The organism is Paraburkholderia eburnea (assembly GCF_002917095.1).
Lineage (GTDB): Bacteria > Pseudomonadota > Gammaproteobacteria > Burkholderiales > Burkholderiaceae > Paraburkholderia > Paraburkholderia eburnea.
Map to the genome: position 1 here is coordinate 68,163 of NZ_PQGA01000008.1, position 14,186 is coordinate 82,348.

A 14,186-nucleotide genomic window follows, 5' to 3' on the forward strand; every position below is an offset into this window, starting at 1 on the left:
CGGCGACGCACGCGTGGTCAGAAGTTGTAAGGCAGTATGCCGACGAGGATCAAATAAGTCGCAAATTCATGCTAGAGTGACCTCGGTTGCCACCTTACGTATCATTTTTTAATACTTTCGATGAGCCAAACCACCCAACTGGTCGAAACGCTGAAGCGACAACTACGCGCACGGCGTCTGACCTATCGCGACGTCGCGCAGGCGCTGCGCGTTTCCGAACCCAGCGTCAAGCGGCTCTTTTCGAAGGGGCGATTCACGCTCGATCGGCTCGAAGAAATAGGCGCACTGCTGGGCTTCACGCTCGCCGAACTGGTGCAGGAAGCCGCGGCGACGGTACCGCAACTGCGCATCCTCACCCAGGCGCAGGAAGCACAACTCGTTTCGAACGAACGGCTGCTGCTGGTGAGCGTCTGCGCGCTCAACCACTGGTCGCTCGACGATATCGTCGCGACCTACACCGTCACGCGCGCGGAATGCCTCAAGCTGCTGCTCTCGCTCGATCGTATGGGCCTGATTGCGCTGCTGCCCGGCGATCGCATTCGCCTGCTGGTGGCGCGCGATTTCGACTGGATTCCCGGTGGGCCGATACGGCAATACTTCAAGGCACGCGGGCTGGGGGATTTTCTCGAAGACAGCTTCGGTGGCGTAAGCGAATCGCTCGAATTCACGCAAGGCATGCTGACCGAGGCGGCGCGCGCGGAACTATCGGTGGAATTGCGGCGGCTGCGCAGCAAATTCGCGGCCTTGCATGACGAGTCGGCGTCGGCGCCGCTCACGCATCGGCGCGGCACGGGCTTGCTCATCGGCACGCGGGAATGGGAGCCGCGTATGTTTGCCGAATTGCGCCGCGAATTTGCGGATTAGAAGGCTTCGATGCGGTCATACAGACCGCACGAAATAAGGCCGGCAATATGAGCCGCTATATCGGCTGAAGTGTAGCGGGAGTGTGGGAAGCGCGGAGAATCGAACACAGCGCGCGAAAGCAAATGGCCGCTCCGGCCGATCTGTCGATACTCAGCCGTCGACGGGATTCACCGGCGTATCGAGCAGCAATTGATAAAACGCCAGATCGAGCCAGCGGCCAAACTTGAAGCCCACTTCCGGCAGCGTGCCGACATGCCTGAAACCCAGCCGCTCGTGCAGCGCGACACTGCCCGCATTCGTCGCGTCGATGGCACCCATCAGGGCATGCACATCGTTCTCGCGCGCAGCGGCGATCACCGCATCCATGATCACGCGGCCAAGCCCACGACCGCGATGATCCTTGTGCACATACACGGAATGCTCGACCGTGTATTTGAACGCCGGAAATGCGCGGAACGGGCCGTAGCTGCCAAAGGCCAGCAGCGTGCCGTGTTCGTCTTCCACGCCAATCACCGGGAAATTTCCCGCTCGCTTGGCGTCGAACCAGGCGGCCATCTTCTGCGCGTCGCGTGGCTTGTACTCGTAAAGCGCGGTCGAGTTGACGATCGCGTCGTTGAAGATCTCCAGGATCGCATCGGCATGACGCTCATGGGTGCATTGCACGATGATGTGATCGCTCATTTCGTTGTCCTTTGAGTCGTGGATACTGTCGTCAACGCCAGCGCGTAACGCGCGGGTTTGCGGCCCGGGTTGTGAAAAACAATCTGCTGGTCGAGCACCATCGCCAGGCAATCGCCGGCTTTCAGATGCCATGCCGTCTCGCCGATGCTGATGGACATTTCGCCTTCCAGCACCCAGACCTGCTGATGCGTCACGGCAAGGCGCGTCACGTTATCGAACGTGACGCTCTCACCCGCCGGGAAACTCACTTCGACCAGTTCGAGCGGCGAAGCAAAACTCACCGGCGACACATGGCGGCGCAGATAGCCCGTGGCGGGGTCTTGCCAGGTTTGCTGATCCGCACGGCGCGCAAGCGGCTCCTGCGCCACGCCATTGGCATCGTCGGCGAAGAGCGCAGCCATCGTCACGCCCAGCGCATCGGCCAGCTTGTTGAGCACGACGGCGGTGGGACTGATCTCCTGACGCTCGATCAGCGAGATCGTCGAACGGCTCACACCGCTGGCTTCGGCCAGATCGTCCAGCGTGTGGCCGTGCGCTTTGCGCAGGTCGCGAACACGTTTGGCAAGCAGGGCTTCGACATTCATCAATCCAGTATAATGGATTTTAATTCCAGTGCAATGGAAATCGTGTGCGGAGCCCGTTGTCGAAATTCGCTTAAATCAGGCCACTCTCATCGGCGACCGGGATGAACTTGCCCGGAGGAACCGTATGGCCCGGAGTTGGGCATAATGCCGTTAAAGAAAACCAGAAAGATGAGCCGCCCGACGTTCCGCCTTGATGACTCGACGGCATCAAGGCCTGCCGTTAGCTGACCCCCATCCGTCGAACAGGTGACACCATGCTCAGCGTGAGAAAAGCTGTGTTTCCGGTCGCCGGCTTCGGCAGGCGATTTCTTCCCGCGACCAAAGCTAGTCCCAAGGAGATGCTACCCGTCGTCGACAAGCCGCTGGTTCAGTATGCGGTCGAAGAGGCCGTCGCCGCGGGCATCACGCAATTGATCTTCGTGACCGGTCGCGGCAAGCGGGTCATCGAGGATCATTTCGACAAGTCATACGAAATCGAGCAGGTGCTCAAATTACAGGGCCAGCAGGCTTTGCTCGATCTCGTGCAGAACATCAAGCCGAGCCACGTCGAGTGCGTCTATGTGCGGCAACCGGAGCCGCTTGGGCTCGGGCACGCGCTCCTATGCGCCGGAAAACTGGTGGGAAAGGAGCCGTTTGCGGTTGTGCTGGCCGACGATCTGCTCGTCGGCGAACCACCTGTCCTTGCACAAATGGTGCGGGTGTTCAGTCACTACGACTGTTCGGTTGTGGCCGTCAAGGAGTTCGAACCCGAGGAGTCTTCGGCCTATGGCGTCGTGAGTGGCCGCTACTGGGACGAACGGGTGATGAGTATCGGCAAGATAGTCGAAAAGCCTGCGCCGGACGCGGCGCCATCGAACATCGGGGTGGCCGGCCGCTACGTGCTGATGCCCAGTATTTTCCGGCATTTGCGCGCACAACTACCGGGCGTGAACGGCAAGCTCGAATTGAGCGACGGCATCCAGTCCATGCTCAAGGATGAGCAGGTGCTCGCCTATAACTTCGACGGTACCCACTACAATTGCGGCACCAAGCTCGGCTACCTCAAAGCGACCGTGGATTTTGCCCTGTGCCACCCGGAACTGAGGGGATCTTTCGATGCATGGCTCCGGGAGCGCATATGCGACGGGAATGCTGCACGGTGAAAAGAAGCGGTGCAAGGTGCGCCCGGGCGTGTTGTCAAACGCGCTTCTCGCCAGTGATCGCGTCGACAACCCGTGGTTCGGCAAAGGGTTGTCGTTCTTCCAGCGCATCTGCTACAGCAACGCGATGCTCCACTTCTTCTACGGCATTCCGCGGCTTGTGTTCCTGCTGATGCCGGGCGCGTACCTGTTCTTCGGTCTGCACATGATCAATACGCGGGCCACGATCATCCTTGCGTACGTGCTGCCGTACCTCGTCACATCGAATCTCGCGAACTCGCGCATTCAAGGTCAGTATCGTCACTCGTTCTGGGCCGAGGTCTATGAGTCGGTGCTCGCCTGGTACATCATCCTGCCAACCACGATGGCGCTCATCAACCCGAAGCTGGGCAAATTCAACGTCACCGCGAAGGGCGGCCAGATCGACGAGGGATACCTCGACTGGACGATCTCGAAGCCGTATCTGGTGCTGCTCGGCATCAACGTCGCCGCGATGCTCGCGGGCGTGTTCCGGATCGTGTTCCTGCACAGTTCCGAGCCGGAAACCGTGCTGATGAACATGGCGTGGGGCGCCATCAACATGATCGTGCTCGGCGCGGCGGTCGGCGTCGCGCAGGAAGCGCGCCAGGTGCGCGTGTCGCACCGCATCCCCCTGCACGTGCCGGCCACGCTCCTCCTGCCCGATGGCCGCACGCTCGCCTGCACCACGTCGAACTACTCGGTCGGCGGCCTCGACCAGTTCGACATCATCGTCATTCACATATGCTCGCTGTCGTGGGACGATCTCGACGTCGTGAACGCACGCAACAGCCCACTGTTCTCGCGCTTCGACTATGTGTTCCAGAACTTCAGCGGCGCCGCAAGCTACAGCGGACCCGCCGCGCTGCGTGTGCTGCGCGCCGCCTGCGGGCAGGAAGCCCACCGCGACCTCTACGGCCCGGCGCCGGCGCAGTGCCACCTGTTCGCGGACCTCGCGCAGCTCGGCTTCACGCCGCAGGCATTGCTGAACCACAACGGCCAGTTCGACGACTTCAAGGGCATCGTGGAGCGTGAAACCGGCGTGAAGTTGCTCCCCAACGACGGCTTGCCTGTCGTGATGCGCGAGTTCGACAACTCGCCGCTCGTGGGCGACTACGCCGTGCTGTCTCGCTGGTATCAGCAGCGCCTCGCCGCCGGCGGTGGCCCGGTCGCGCTCTACTACAACACGGTCACGCTGCACGACGGCAACCGCATTCCCGGCAACAACATGAACAGCCTGCAGTCGTACCCGCTGCGCCTGAAGATGCTGCTCGACGACATCGACAAGCTGATCGACCTCGTGCAGCAATCGGGCCGCAAGGCCGTGCTCGTTTTCGTCCCTGAACACGGTGCCGCGCTGCGCGGCGACGCCAACCAGATCGCCGGCATGCGCGAGATTCCTACGCCGCGGATCATTCACCTGCCGGTCGGGGTGACGCTGATCGGCCTGCCCAAGCCGAACGGCGTGACCGGCGCCGCCAGCGCGCCCGACGCACCGCACACGGCAATCAGCATCGACACGCCGACCAGCTTCCTTGCGCTCGCGCAATTGCTGGCTAACCTCGTTGCGCAAAACCCGTTCGCCCCACAGGCGCCACCTCTCGCGCAGTACGCACAGAACCTGCCGCAAACGCGCATGGTGGGCGAAAATGAAGCGACGATCACACTGACGACGCCGACCGGCTATGTGATCCGTACCTCGGACAACGTCTGGATGGAGGGCAAGTGATGCCACACCGAAAGTCCGCACCGGATCTGACCGGCCCCAACGATATCGTCCATCTCGCAGGCCATCTCGACGGTTTCGACCCGGCGCGCTATTTCGACCGGCAGACCGAGGACGCCTGGCGCCACGCGGCCCGTCGCTGGCCGAAGCTCGCGGCGATACTGGGGCTGGACGCCGGGCGCGGCCGCCGTTCGTCGCCGGATTAACGTACCGATCAAGGGATAGTTCACGTGCCCAACCTGCTCGCCCTCTACTTCGCCCTGCCTGGACTGCGCCTGTGCATGCCTCTTGGTCATGTGACCAAGGTGCTGGCCCTGATGGCGCTGCAGGAGGTGCCTTCGGCGCCACAGCACTTCGTCGGGCTGCTCAACCTCGGTGGCGAGGCCGTGCCCGTCATCGACCTCGGCCGGCATCTGCAGCGACCGGCTTTCGCCTGGCATACCGATACGCCGGTCGTGCTGTGCGAGACGAACGGGCGACGCTGTGGCCTCGTCGTCGAAAGCGTGGACGGCGTGAGGCTCGTCAGTGGGCGCCGGCGGCGCGTCGACGAAGTCGTGCGCGACACGCAGGCGCCGTTCGTCACCGTGTTCGACAACGGCGACGGCCTCGTCTTCATGCTCGATACCGAAGCCGTCCTGGCGGATTTGCTTCCAGCCTGAGCCCATCATGTCAAACGTTACCCTCGACGCAGACAAAGCAGGCTGGATGCACGACCTGCGCTCGCTGATCGAGCGCCGCGTCGGATTGCGTGTCGCCGATCACCAGCGAGAGCAACTGGCCCGGATTGCGGCGGAGGCTTGCGGGCGCTTCGGCTACGCGGATCCGCCTGAGTTGCTGCGAGCGCTGTCCACGGCACCGGACGACGCGCCCGTCGTCGAACATCTCATCGCGAACGTCACGATCGGCGAAAGCCATTTCTTCCGCGACCGCGCGCAAATGGCCTTTCTCGAACAGGAGTTCTTGCCCGACCTGATTGCGCGGCGGCAGAGCAGCAGCCGCACGCTGCGCATCTGGAGCGCCGCCGCGTCGGAGGGCCAGGAGCTGTACTCGGTCGCCATCATGCTCGACGAGCTGATCGACCGTCCCGACGACTGGAACCTGCATCTGCTCGGCACCGACCTGAACGTGGAGGCACTGCGCAGGGCCACCGAGGGCGTCTATTCGAACTGGAGCCTGCGCGGCCTCAGTAACATCCGAAGGCTGCATTACTTCGACTCCACCGGCAAACACGACACCCGGCAAGTGAAGGCCTGGATGCGCACCCGAGCGCGCTTCATCTACCAGAATCTCGCGGCGGACACGTTCCCCTCGATGCTGAATGACCTGCACGCGATGGACCTGGTCCTGTGCCGCAACGTCTTTATCTATTTCGATGCCGTGCGGGTTCGCGAGATCCTGCAGCGCATCGTCGCGACGCTGGCGCCGGGCGGGGTGCTGCTGCTCGGCGCGTCGGATCTCGTCAATCCGCAGATCCCGGGCCTCGACATCGAGATGCGCCCCGGAATGTGCTTCTACCGCAAGCCGCTGCAGCACGCGTCGCCGCAAACGCCCACGCCGAAGCGACCCAACAAGCCAGCCGTGCCAGGCTCGCTGGGCGGCGCGCGCCACGCAGCGGGTTTGCCGTCGGGTAGCCGTCCTGTGGCGAAGGCGTCGCGCCCGGCGGTTGCCGACCGTCACGCCGACTTCCTCGCTACCTTGCAGGAACAGGTAGCCGCGCAACGCTGGCAGGAGATCGCCGAATTCGCCGAACGGGAGGCAGACCGCTTCGCGACGAGCAGCGAAGCCTCGCTCGCGGTGGCCCGGGCGCTCGGCAACCTGGGACAGCAGGACGCGGCGCTGCGCTGGTGCGAACGCGCGCTGCCCCTTGCGGCGACCGACCCGGATGCGCATTTCCTCCACGCGTTGCTGTTGCAGGAGGCCAGTCGCGTCGAGGAGGCATTGAAGGCCTTTCGGCGCGCCATTTTCCTGCAGCCGGACTTCGTGCTGGCGCATTACCAATACGCACTGCTACAGTTGGGCGCGGGGCGCCGCGAAGGCGGCCTGCGCAGCCTGTACAACGTGCGCAACCTCCTGGCCGCGGCCCCAGCGGACCGCGCGCTGCAGGGCGCGGAACACATGAGCTGCGGGCGTCTTGCCCAAATTATCGACAACGAACTGTCACTCCATCATGAGTCCCGCCCCGGATAAGCCGCCGCTCTCCCCCCTCGCCGCGCTGCTGGCCATCCCCGAAAGCGCGAAGCTGCTGCAGCGTCGCGCGCGCGAACTCGCACAACCGCCCGAGCCCGTGGCGCCGCAGCGGCTCGAACCTTACGTGCGTTTCTGGCTTGGCCGCCAGGAGGAGTACGGCGTGCCGTACTGCATCGTGGACGAAGTGCTCATGGTCGAGCACGTGGCGCGCGTGCCCTGCGCGCCTCCGGCCTTCTCCGGCGTCATCAACCGACGCGGGCAAATGCTGCCCGTGCTCGCGCTGGCGCGCCTGTTCGGCCTCGAACCCGGCCCCGCTCCCGATGCCGGGACCGCCACCGGCGCCTCCAAAATCGGCATCGTGGTCGTCAGCGCGGCCGGACTCACTATCGGCCTGCACGTCGACGAGCCGATCGACATCGACACCTATCCGCTCGACACGCTTGGGCCGCCGCCGCCCACCCACGGCAAGCTGCCACCCGCCTACGTGACCGGCCTGCTGAAGAGGCGGATCACGCTGCTCGACATGGATCGGATCCTTTCCGACCTTAGCCCCGAGGAACGCCACGAATGAATGCTGAATCCCACGACAGCCGCCAGTTCCACGTTTCCGCCGCCGAACGTGAGCTGCGCCTGCGTTTCATCGGCTTCACCGAGACCGACGCCCAGTTGCTGCACGAGCTGGAACCCGTGGTGAAGCCACACGCGGAGCGTATCGTCGACGCCTTCTATGCGAACGTCGCCCTGCATCCCGTCCTGCTCGACATCATCGAGCGCGCCGGCTCCACCGTCGAGCGGCTCAAGGCCAAGCAGCGCACCTACCTGCTGGAGATGTTCGGCGGTGACTACGGCGAATCCTATTTCGCGCGGCGACTCGGCATCGGCGTCGTGCACAATCGAATCGGACTCGGGCCGCAGTGGTTTCTCGGCAGCTATGCAGGCTACACCCGTATGATCGTGCCGCTGATCTCGCGCCGCTACCGCTGGCGGCCGTTCAAGGCCGAACGAGCGATCGAGGCATTCAACAAGATCATCAGCCTCGACTCCCAGCTCGTCATCGACACATACGTGCACGGCGTCACCTCCGAGCTGAGCGGCGCGCTGTCCGACTACACGGCGTTCGTGGAGCGCGTCGCCGCTGGACAGCTGGACAGCCGGGTCGCGCTGCCCGCCAACAAAGAGCTGGCCCGCCTCGGCCTGCGCCTGAACGAGATGACCACGAGCCTCTCGGAGATGGCCTCGCGCACCGGCAACGCCAGCCACCGGCTGACCAGTATGGTGACCGGGCTTCTGGACGCCGTCGGCGTGCAGTCGTCGGGCGCGAGCCAGCAGGCCGCAGCCATCAACGAGACCACCAGCACCCTTGAGGAAATCCGCGCAATCTCGCGCCAGACCCAGGAAAAGGCCGAAACACTGGGCGTGACGGCCGAGCGCACGCGTGCCGAGGGCGAACGCGGCGCCGAAATCGTCGACAAGACGGTGCATGACATGGAGCTGGTGCGCGCCCAGGTGGGCGACATCGCCGAGAAGATCCTCGCGCTGAGCGAGCAGACCCACCAGATCGGAGAAATCACCGGCACCGTCAACAGCCTCGCGCAACAGCTCAAGATGTTGTCGCTGAACGCGTCGATCGAAGCCGCCAAGGCCGGCGAGGCCGGCAAAGGCTTTGCTGTAGTGGCGGCCGAAGTGAAGGAGCTGGCCGAGCAGTCGCAGCAAGCCACGATCCAGGTCAACGCGATCCTTCAGGACATCCGGCGCGCCACCGACAAGGCGGTCATGGCGACCGAGGAGGGCAGCAAGGGCGTCGATCGCGGCACGCAGATGGTGCAGATGGTCGGCGACGCCATGCAGAGCCTGATGGAAGCGATCCGCGAAGCCGCGCTGTCGAGCCAGCAAATCGTCGCGGCCGTGCGCCAGGAGGGCATCGGCATCGACCAGATCGCCACGGCCATGCGCGAGATCAACAACGCGACACGCCAGGCCGTGGACTCGACCCAGCAGACGAAACAGTCGGCCGAGCAACTGGGCGCGTTGTCGAGTGAGATGCTCGACAGCGTGCGCATCTACCGGCTCGAGTCCTGATCCCACCGCGAGGCGATGTCCCCCATGAGCTTCGATCCCGAGTTCATGCAGTTGCTGCGGGAAACCTTCCGGGCAGAACTGGCCGACCAACTGCAACAGATCGCCGACGGGCTGCTCCGCCTTGAGAAAGGCGTTGCGGGTGACGCTCGGCAGGACGTCCTGAACAGCGTGTTCCGTTGCGCCCACAACATCAAAGGCGCGGCGCGCGGCATCGACGCCACGCACATCGCGGATCTGGCTCACCAGATCGAATCGCTGTTCAGTGCGTTCCGCTCGGGCCGCCCCGTCGAGCCCGCCCTGATCGACCTGAGCCTGCAGGCCGTGGATGCACTGCGCGAAATAGCCCGCACGGATGCCCCCGATCCTCCCGTCGAACTGATGGCTCGCTTGCGCGAGGCCTCGTCCGAACCCGGGGTGCCCCCCGCTGCGAGTTCCGTCCCGGCGTCGGCCGACACCGAGGCACGGTTCCGGGCCGCCGCAGTGGCCAATACGCCACCTGCGGCCGCTACGCCGCAGGCCGGGCAGGCAACCCCGCCTTCCGCACGGGTGCCCCCGGAAACGCCAATGGCCAGGCCGGAGAGACGCGCGCGCCCGCGGGGCGAGGATGCCGATCAGGAAGCCTTGCGGATCGCCCCGGGCCGGCTGCAGCGCATCGCGGCACTGGCCGAGGATCTGCAGATGGCAAAGATCGCCATGAGCGAGCACTTCCAGGACGTGCAGTCACTCGAACGGCAGTTGAGCAAGCTCGAAACGCTGCTGCAGCCCTGGCGCAATGTCGTTCGGGGGCTGCGTACGCAGGACGCCGCCGCATCCGGGCTCAGCCAGGCGGCCAGGGACGCACTACCTGCGCTGATCCAGTTGCGCCGCCACGCGGCCGCGCTGGGCAAGGGCATGCGCGCCACGCTGAACCGCACGAGTCACTTGAGCGCAGCCCTGCAGGGCGATATCCGGCTGCTACAACTGGTACCCGTCGCCAACCGGCTGCGGCCCATGGCCCGTGTGGTACGCGACATTGGCCGCGAGCTCGGCAAGACCGTCGAACTTCATATCAGTGGCGACCAGATCGAAGTGGACCGGGCCGTGCTGGACGGGCTGCGCGATCCGCTGATGCACTTGCTGCGCAACGCCGTCGATCACGGGCTCGAAACGCCGGACGAACGCCGCGCTGCGGGCAAGGACGAGACCGCCAACATCTGGCTCGATGTCGCCCGCGTGGGTGGCCAGGTCCTGCTGACGGTCCGCGACGACGGCCGCGGCATAGACGCGGTCAAAATTGGCGAAGTCGCGTTGCGCAAGCAGTTGATCCAGGCGGACGAACTCGCGCAAATGGACGAACAGGCGATGCTGGCCCTGATCTTCCGGCCCGGGTTTTCGAGCCGGGAGGCCGTCACCGAGCTGTCGGGCCGCGGCGTCGGTCTGGACGTAGTTATGGCCAATCTGCGCAAGCTCAAGGGATTGATACGGCTCGACACCGTGCCGGGCCGCGGCACGACATTCACGCTCGAACTGCCCCTGACCCTCTCCACCGAGCGCGGACTGCACGTACGTGCCGGCCGCGAGAATCTGCTGATTCCGAGCACTTCCGTTGACCGCGTGGTCGAGGTCGCGCGCCGCGAGATTCTCGAAGTTGCCGGCAGCCAGGCACTGCTGCTGGCAGGACAGCCGGTGCCGCTGCGCGACCTCGCCAACACGCTCGAACTGCCCGCACGGGAAGATGCCGAGCCGGACGCCGCATTGCAGGTGGTCGTGGTCTCACGGGGGTGGTCGCAGGTCGCCTTCCTCGTGGACGAGGTCGTGGGCGAGCGCGAGATCGTGATCAAGCAGCTGCCACCCCCGCTGCATTCCGTTCCCAACATCAGCGGCGCAACGCTTACCGGCAGCTGCGAGATCGTCATGGTCCTGCACATCGACGATCTCGCTGAACGGGCGCTGCGCGACGAGGCCCGGACCGTCCTGCCGCCCCTGCACGACGTACAGGCCGAGAGCACGGCCTACGCCCCCCATATCCTCGTCTGCGACGACTCAATCACCACGCGCACGCTGCAAAAGAACCTGCTCGAGTCGAAAGGCTATCGCGTAACCCTGGCCACAGACGGCCAGATGGGCTGGGAGCTGCTTCAGGGCGGCAGCTTCGACGTCGTGGTCACGGATGTAGAGATGCCCCGGCTGAACGGCTTCGAGCTGACCGAGCGCATCCGCCACAGCCAGGACCATACGGACCTACCGGTCATCATCGTCAGCTCGCTCGCGAGCGAGGAAGACCGCTTGCGAGGCGTCAACGTCGGCGCCAACGCCTACATCGTGAAGAGTGAATTCGAATCCCAGGCGATGCTAGACGCCCTGCGCCAATTAATCTGACGGAGCATCAATGGTTAGTGTTCTCATCGTCGAGGATTCGCCCAGCATGGCTTTGCTGCTGCAGGAGATCTTCCGGCAGGCTGGACTGTACGTGGCCGGCACTGCACACGACGGCAAAGAGGCCGTTGCACTGACCGAGCGGCTCCACCCGGACGTAATCACGATGGACGTACGGATGCCGGGGATGGACGGAATCGAGGCCACGCGCCTCATCATGGAGCGCGCGCCCACCCCGATCGTCGTGGTCAGCGCTGCGCTCGACGACCCGGAGCTGCATATCAGCTTTCGCGCCTTCGCCTACGGCGCCGTCGCCGTCGTCGAAAAGCCGCCCTCGCCGAATCATGCGGGCTTCGCCGCGGCTTCGCGGCAACTGATCGAGACCGTACGGGCCATGGCGGGCGTTCGTGTGATCCGCCGGAGGCAGAACGGCTCGCCGCCGGCGACGCCGCCCGCCGCCGAGGCGCCCGCTCCCGCAGTGCCGCAGGCACCGCCCGCTTCGCCTTTATCGGCCGCACCGCCCGCGCGCAAACCGGGGCCAGCTCCGAAGCTGCTGGCCATTGCCGCATCGACCGGAGGCCCGCAGGCACTGGCCGTCCTGCTGGGCGGCCTGCCGGATACTTTCCGCCTGCCGATCGTGGTGGTCCAGCACATCTCGCCCGGCTTCGTCGGCGGGCTGACCGAGTGGCTCACCGGCTGTTGCAGGCTGCGCTGCAGCGTGGCGCGTGACGGCCAGCCCCTGCTTCCGGGACACGTGATGTTCGCACCCGACAACGTGCATCTGGAGGTCGACACCGAGGGACCGCTCCTCGTCGCGACGCTGTCCAGCAGACCTCCGGTCGTGCGCCACCGGCCCTCCGCCACCCCGCTGTTCGATTCGGTGGCGCGAACTTGCGGCGCCCGGGCAATCGGCCTCGTCATGACCGGCATGGGCTGCGACGGCACCGACGGATTACGCCACATGCACGAGCGCGGCGCGCTGACGCTCGCGCAAAGTCCAGGCGACTGCGTCGTGCCGAACATGCCGCAGGCTGCCGTCGATGCGGGCGTGGTGGACGAAGTCCTTCCCCTCGCCCAATTGCCTGGTCGACTCGTCGCCGCCCAGGCAGCGCTTCAGGAGTCCTGACATGCACGCGTTGATCATCGAGGACTCGCCCGTCTTCGTGAAAATCATCGAGCACACGCTGCAGGCGCTGGGCTTTCAGACGACAACCGTCGGCACGGCCGCCGAAGCGACGGCGACCCTCGACAGGCAAACCTTCAACGTTGTGATTCTCGACCTGAATCTGCCCGATCAAAGCGGCCTCGACTTCTGCCGCACCCTGCGGACCAACGCGGCCCACCGCTTGCTGCCCGTGCTGATGCTCACGTCGGACGAGAGCGAGCTGCTGCTGCAGCGCGCGCTCGAAGCCGGCGTGACCGAGCTGTTCCATAAAACCCGGCTTGCCGAAATCCAGGTTTCGCTGCGCGACTATATCGAACGCATGCAGCGCCAGTACAAGGGCCGCGTGCTGCTGGTGGAAGACAGCCCGACCACGGCCGCCCTGCTCAAGCACATGCTGACCCGGATGTCGCTGACCGTCGATCAGTTCGATACGGCCGAAGCCGCACTCGACGCGATTCCGGACGGACAGTACGACCTGATCGTCAGCGACATCATGCTAGCCGGGCAGATCTCGGGGCTCGGCCTCGTGCGGTCGGTCCGCGCGATGGAGAGCGAGGTTGCGCGCACGCCGATTCTCGGTTTGTCGGCCACTGAAGATGCCGCCCGCAAGATCGAGATGCTCAAGCTAGGCGCGAACGATTACGTGTCCAAACCGGTGATCGAGGAGGAGTTCATCGCGAGGGTCGGCAACCTCGTGTCCGCCAAGCAACTGCTCGATGAGGTGCTCGCGCAGCGCCGGGAGTTGCGCGAGCACAGCATCCGCGATCCGCTCACGGGCGTGTACAACCGGCGCTACCTCGCCGAGAGGTCGCCCCAACTGTGTGTGCAGGCTGAGCGCGATCAGCAGCCGCTCAGCCTGCTGATCGTCGATCTGGATCACTTCAAGGCCATCAACGACACGTACGGCCACGACCGCGGCGACCGCGTGCTGGCCGGCCTCGGCAAACTCCTCGGGGAACGCTGCGGTGAGGAGGACTTTGCCGCGCGCTTCGGCGGCGAAGAGTTCATCGTACTGCTGCCCCATTGCGGCAAGACTCAGGCGCTGGCCTATGCCGAGCGGCTGCTAGAAGCGCTGCGATCGCTGCGGCCGGGCGACCTCGACATCACGGCTAGCATCGGTGTAAGCACAATCACCCCACCGCAGCCGTGCGACTTCGACAAACTGTTCAAGATCGCCGACGAGGCGGTTTATCGGGCCAAGGACGGTGGAAGGAATCGTGTCGTGCAGGGACACGAGGGATAGGTCGGCACCGGCGAGTTCGGTCAGGAAGAATCGACGTAAAGGCTGCAGGTCCAGTCGCGCCCGAACTTGGAGAATGAAAGAGACTTCCCCGTCCCGAGGCTGCGGCGGAAGCCGTAAGTCGGCCTCACTGTGCCAGGATAAAGTT

Annotated in this window: 13 protein-coding genes; 11 read left to right on the top strand and 2 right to left on the bottom strand. The window is 64.8% G+C overall.

The window, feature by feature from the left end; translation table 11 throughout:
• Positions 1-120 precede the first annotated feature (120 nt).
• The gene (locus B0G62_RS16380) at positions 121-864 is read left to right on the top strand and encodes a helix-turn-helix domain-containing protein (RefSeq protein WP_103705267.1); all 744 of its coding nucleotides are present in this window, start codon (positions 121-123) and stop codon (positions 862-864) included.
• Positions 865-1,014: 150 nt separating this feature from the next.
• On the opposite strand, the gene B0G62_RS16385 is transcribed toward B0G62_RS16380, so the two are convergent.
• Together B0G62_RS16385 and B0G62_RS16390 are read right to left on the bottom strand one after the other, a co-directional pair.
• Positions 1,015-1,545, bottom strand: coding sequence for a GNAT family N-acetyltransferase (locus B0G62_RS16385; RefSeq protein ID WP_103705268.1), 531 nt, complete (start codon positions 1,543-1,545; stop codon positions 1,015-1,017).
• Positions 1,542-2,129, bottom strand: coding sequence for a helix-turn-helix domain-containing protein (locus B0G62_RS16390; protein WP_103705269.1), 588 nt, complete (start codon positions 2,127-2,129; stop codon positions 1,542-1,544). The genes B0G62_RS16385 and B0G62_RS16390 overlap by 4 nt, the downstream gene beginning before the upstream one ends.
• Before the next feature lie 254 nt (positions 2,130-2,383).
• On the opposite strand from B0G62_RS16390, the gene galU reads away from it, so the two are divergent.
• The 10 genes from galU to B0G62_RS16440 are packed head-to-tail and all read left to right on the top strand — an operon-like array spanning position 2,384 to position 14,041.
• On the top strand, positions 2,384-3,271 hold the full coding sequence (gene galU, locus B0G62_RS16395; RefSeq protein ID WP_103705270.1) for a UTP--glucose-1-phosphate uridylyltransferase GalU: 888 nt from the start codon (positions 2,384-2,386) through the stop codon (positions 3,269-3,271).
• A complete protein-coding gene (gene bcsG, locus B0G62_RS16400) occupies positions 3,258-5,015 on the top strand; it encodes a cellulose biosynthesis protein BcsG (RefSeq protein WP_167401285.1) in 1,758 nt (585 codons plus the stop codon). Before galU ends, bcsG begins: the two co-directional genes overlap by 14 nt.
• Entirely contained in the window at positions 5,015-5,218 is a 204-nt protein-coding gene (locus B0G62_RS16405) for a hypothetical protein (protein WP_103705272.1), read from the top strand. The genes bcsG and B0G62_RS16405 overlap by 1 nt, the downstream gene beginning before the upstream one ends.
• Positions 5,219-5,242: 24 nt before the next feature.
• Positions 5,243-5,671, top strand: coding sequence for a chemotaxis protein CheW (locus tag B0G62_RS16410; protein WP_103705273.1), 429 nt, complete (start codon positions 5,243-5,245; stop codon positions 5,669-5,671).
• A gap of 7 nt (positions 5,672-5,678) precedes the next feature.
• Positions 5,679-7,199: a CheR family methyltransferase gene (locus tag B0G62_RS16415; protein ID WP_103705274.1), complete on the top strand. Its 1,521-nt coding sequence runs from the start codon at positions 5,679-5,681 to the stop codon at positions 7,197-7,199.
• The gene (locus B0G62_RS16420; RefSeq protein ID WP_103705275.1) at positions 7,180-7,770 is read left to right on the top strand and encodes a chemotaxis protein CheW; all 591 of its coding nucleotides are present in this window, start codon (positions 7,180-7,182) and stop codon (positions 7,768-7,770) included. Before B0G62_RS16415 ends, B0G62_RS16420 begins: the two co-directional genes overlap by 20 nt.
• Positions 7,767-9,278 (top strand): protoglobin domain-containing protein, encoded by a 1,512-nt coding sequence (locus B0G62_RS16425; RefSeq protein WP_103705276.1) that lies wholly within the window; start codon positions 7,767-7,769, stop codon positions 9,276-9,278. Before B0G62_RS16420 ends, B0G62_RS16425 begins: the two co-directional genes overlap by 4 nt.
• Before the next feature lie 24 nt (positions 9,279-9,302).
• A complete protein-coding gene (locus B0G62_RS16430) occupies positions 9,303-11,636 on the top strand; it encodes a hybrid sensor histidine kinase/response regulator (RefSeq protein ID WP_167401286.1) in 2,334 nt (777 codons plus the stop codon).
• A gap of 10 nt (positions 11,637-11,646) precedes the next feature.
• Entirely contained in the window at positions 11,647-12,759 is a 1,113-nt protein-coding gene (gene cheB, locus B0G62_RS16435) for a chemotaxis-specific protein-glutamate methyltransferase CheB (RefSeq protein ID WP_103705278.1), read from the top strand.
• A 1-nt stretch (position 12,760) separates the two neighbouring features.
• Entirely contained in the window at positions 12,761-14,041 is a 1,281-nt protein-coding gene (locus B0G62_RS16440) for a diguanylate cyclase (protein WP_167401287.1), read from the top strand.
• The last annotated feature ends 145 nt before the right edge of the window (positions 14,042-14,186 follow it).

Bases quoted from the DNA above. Each gene is read 5' to 3' on its own strand.
- B0G62_RS16420 (WP_103705275.1), top strand. From the start codon at position 7,180: ATGAGTCCCGCCCCGGATAAGCCGCCGCTCTCCCCCCTCGCCGCGCTG.
- B0G62_RS16440 (WP_167401287.1), top strand. From the start codon at position 12,761: ATGCACGCGTTGATCATCGAGGACTCGCCCGTCTTCGTGAAAATCATC.
- B0G62_RS16405 (WP_103705272.1), top strand. From the start codon at position 5,015: ATGCCACACCGAAAGTCCGCACCGGATCTGACCGGCCCCAACGATATC.
- bcsG (WP_167401285.1), top strand. From the start codon at position 3,258: ATGCTGCACGGTGAAAAGAAGCGGTGCAAGGTGCGCCCGGGCGTGTTG.
- B0G62_RS16380 (WP_103705267.1), top strand. From the start codon at position 121: ATGAGCCAAACCACCCAACTGGTCGAAACGCTGAAGCGACAACTACGC.
- B0G62_RS16425 (WP_103705276.1), top strand. From the start codon at position 7,767: ATGAATGCTGAATCCCACGACAGCCGCCAGTTCCACGTTTCCGCCGCC.
- galU (WP_103705270.1), top strand. From the start codon at position 2,384: ATGCTCAGCGTGAGAAAAGCTGTGTTTCCGGTCGCCGGCTTCGGCAGG.
- B0G62_RS16390 (WP_103705269.1), bottom strand. From the start codon at position 2,129: ATGAATGTCGAAGCCCTGCTTGCCAAACGTGTTCGCGACCTGCGCAAA.
- B0G62_RS16415 (WP_103705274.1), top strand. From the start codon at position 5,679: ATGTCAAACGTTACCCTCGACGCAGACAAAGCAGGCTGGATGCACGAC.
- B0G62_RS16385 (WP_103705268.1), bottom strand. From the start codon at position 1,545: ATGAGCGATCACATCATCGTGCAATGCACCCATGAGCGTCATGCCGAT.
- B0G62_RS16430 (WP_167401286.1), top strand. From the start codon at position 9,303: ATGAGCTTCGATCCCGAGTTCATGCAGTTGCTGCGGGAAACCTTCCGG.
- cheB (WP_103705278.1), top strand. From the start codon at position 11,647: ATGGTTAGTGTTCTCATCGTCGAGGATTCGCCCAGCATGGCTTTGCTG.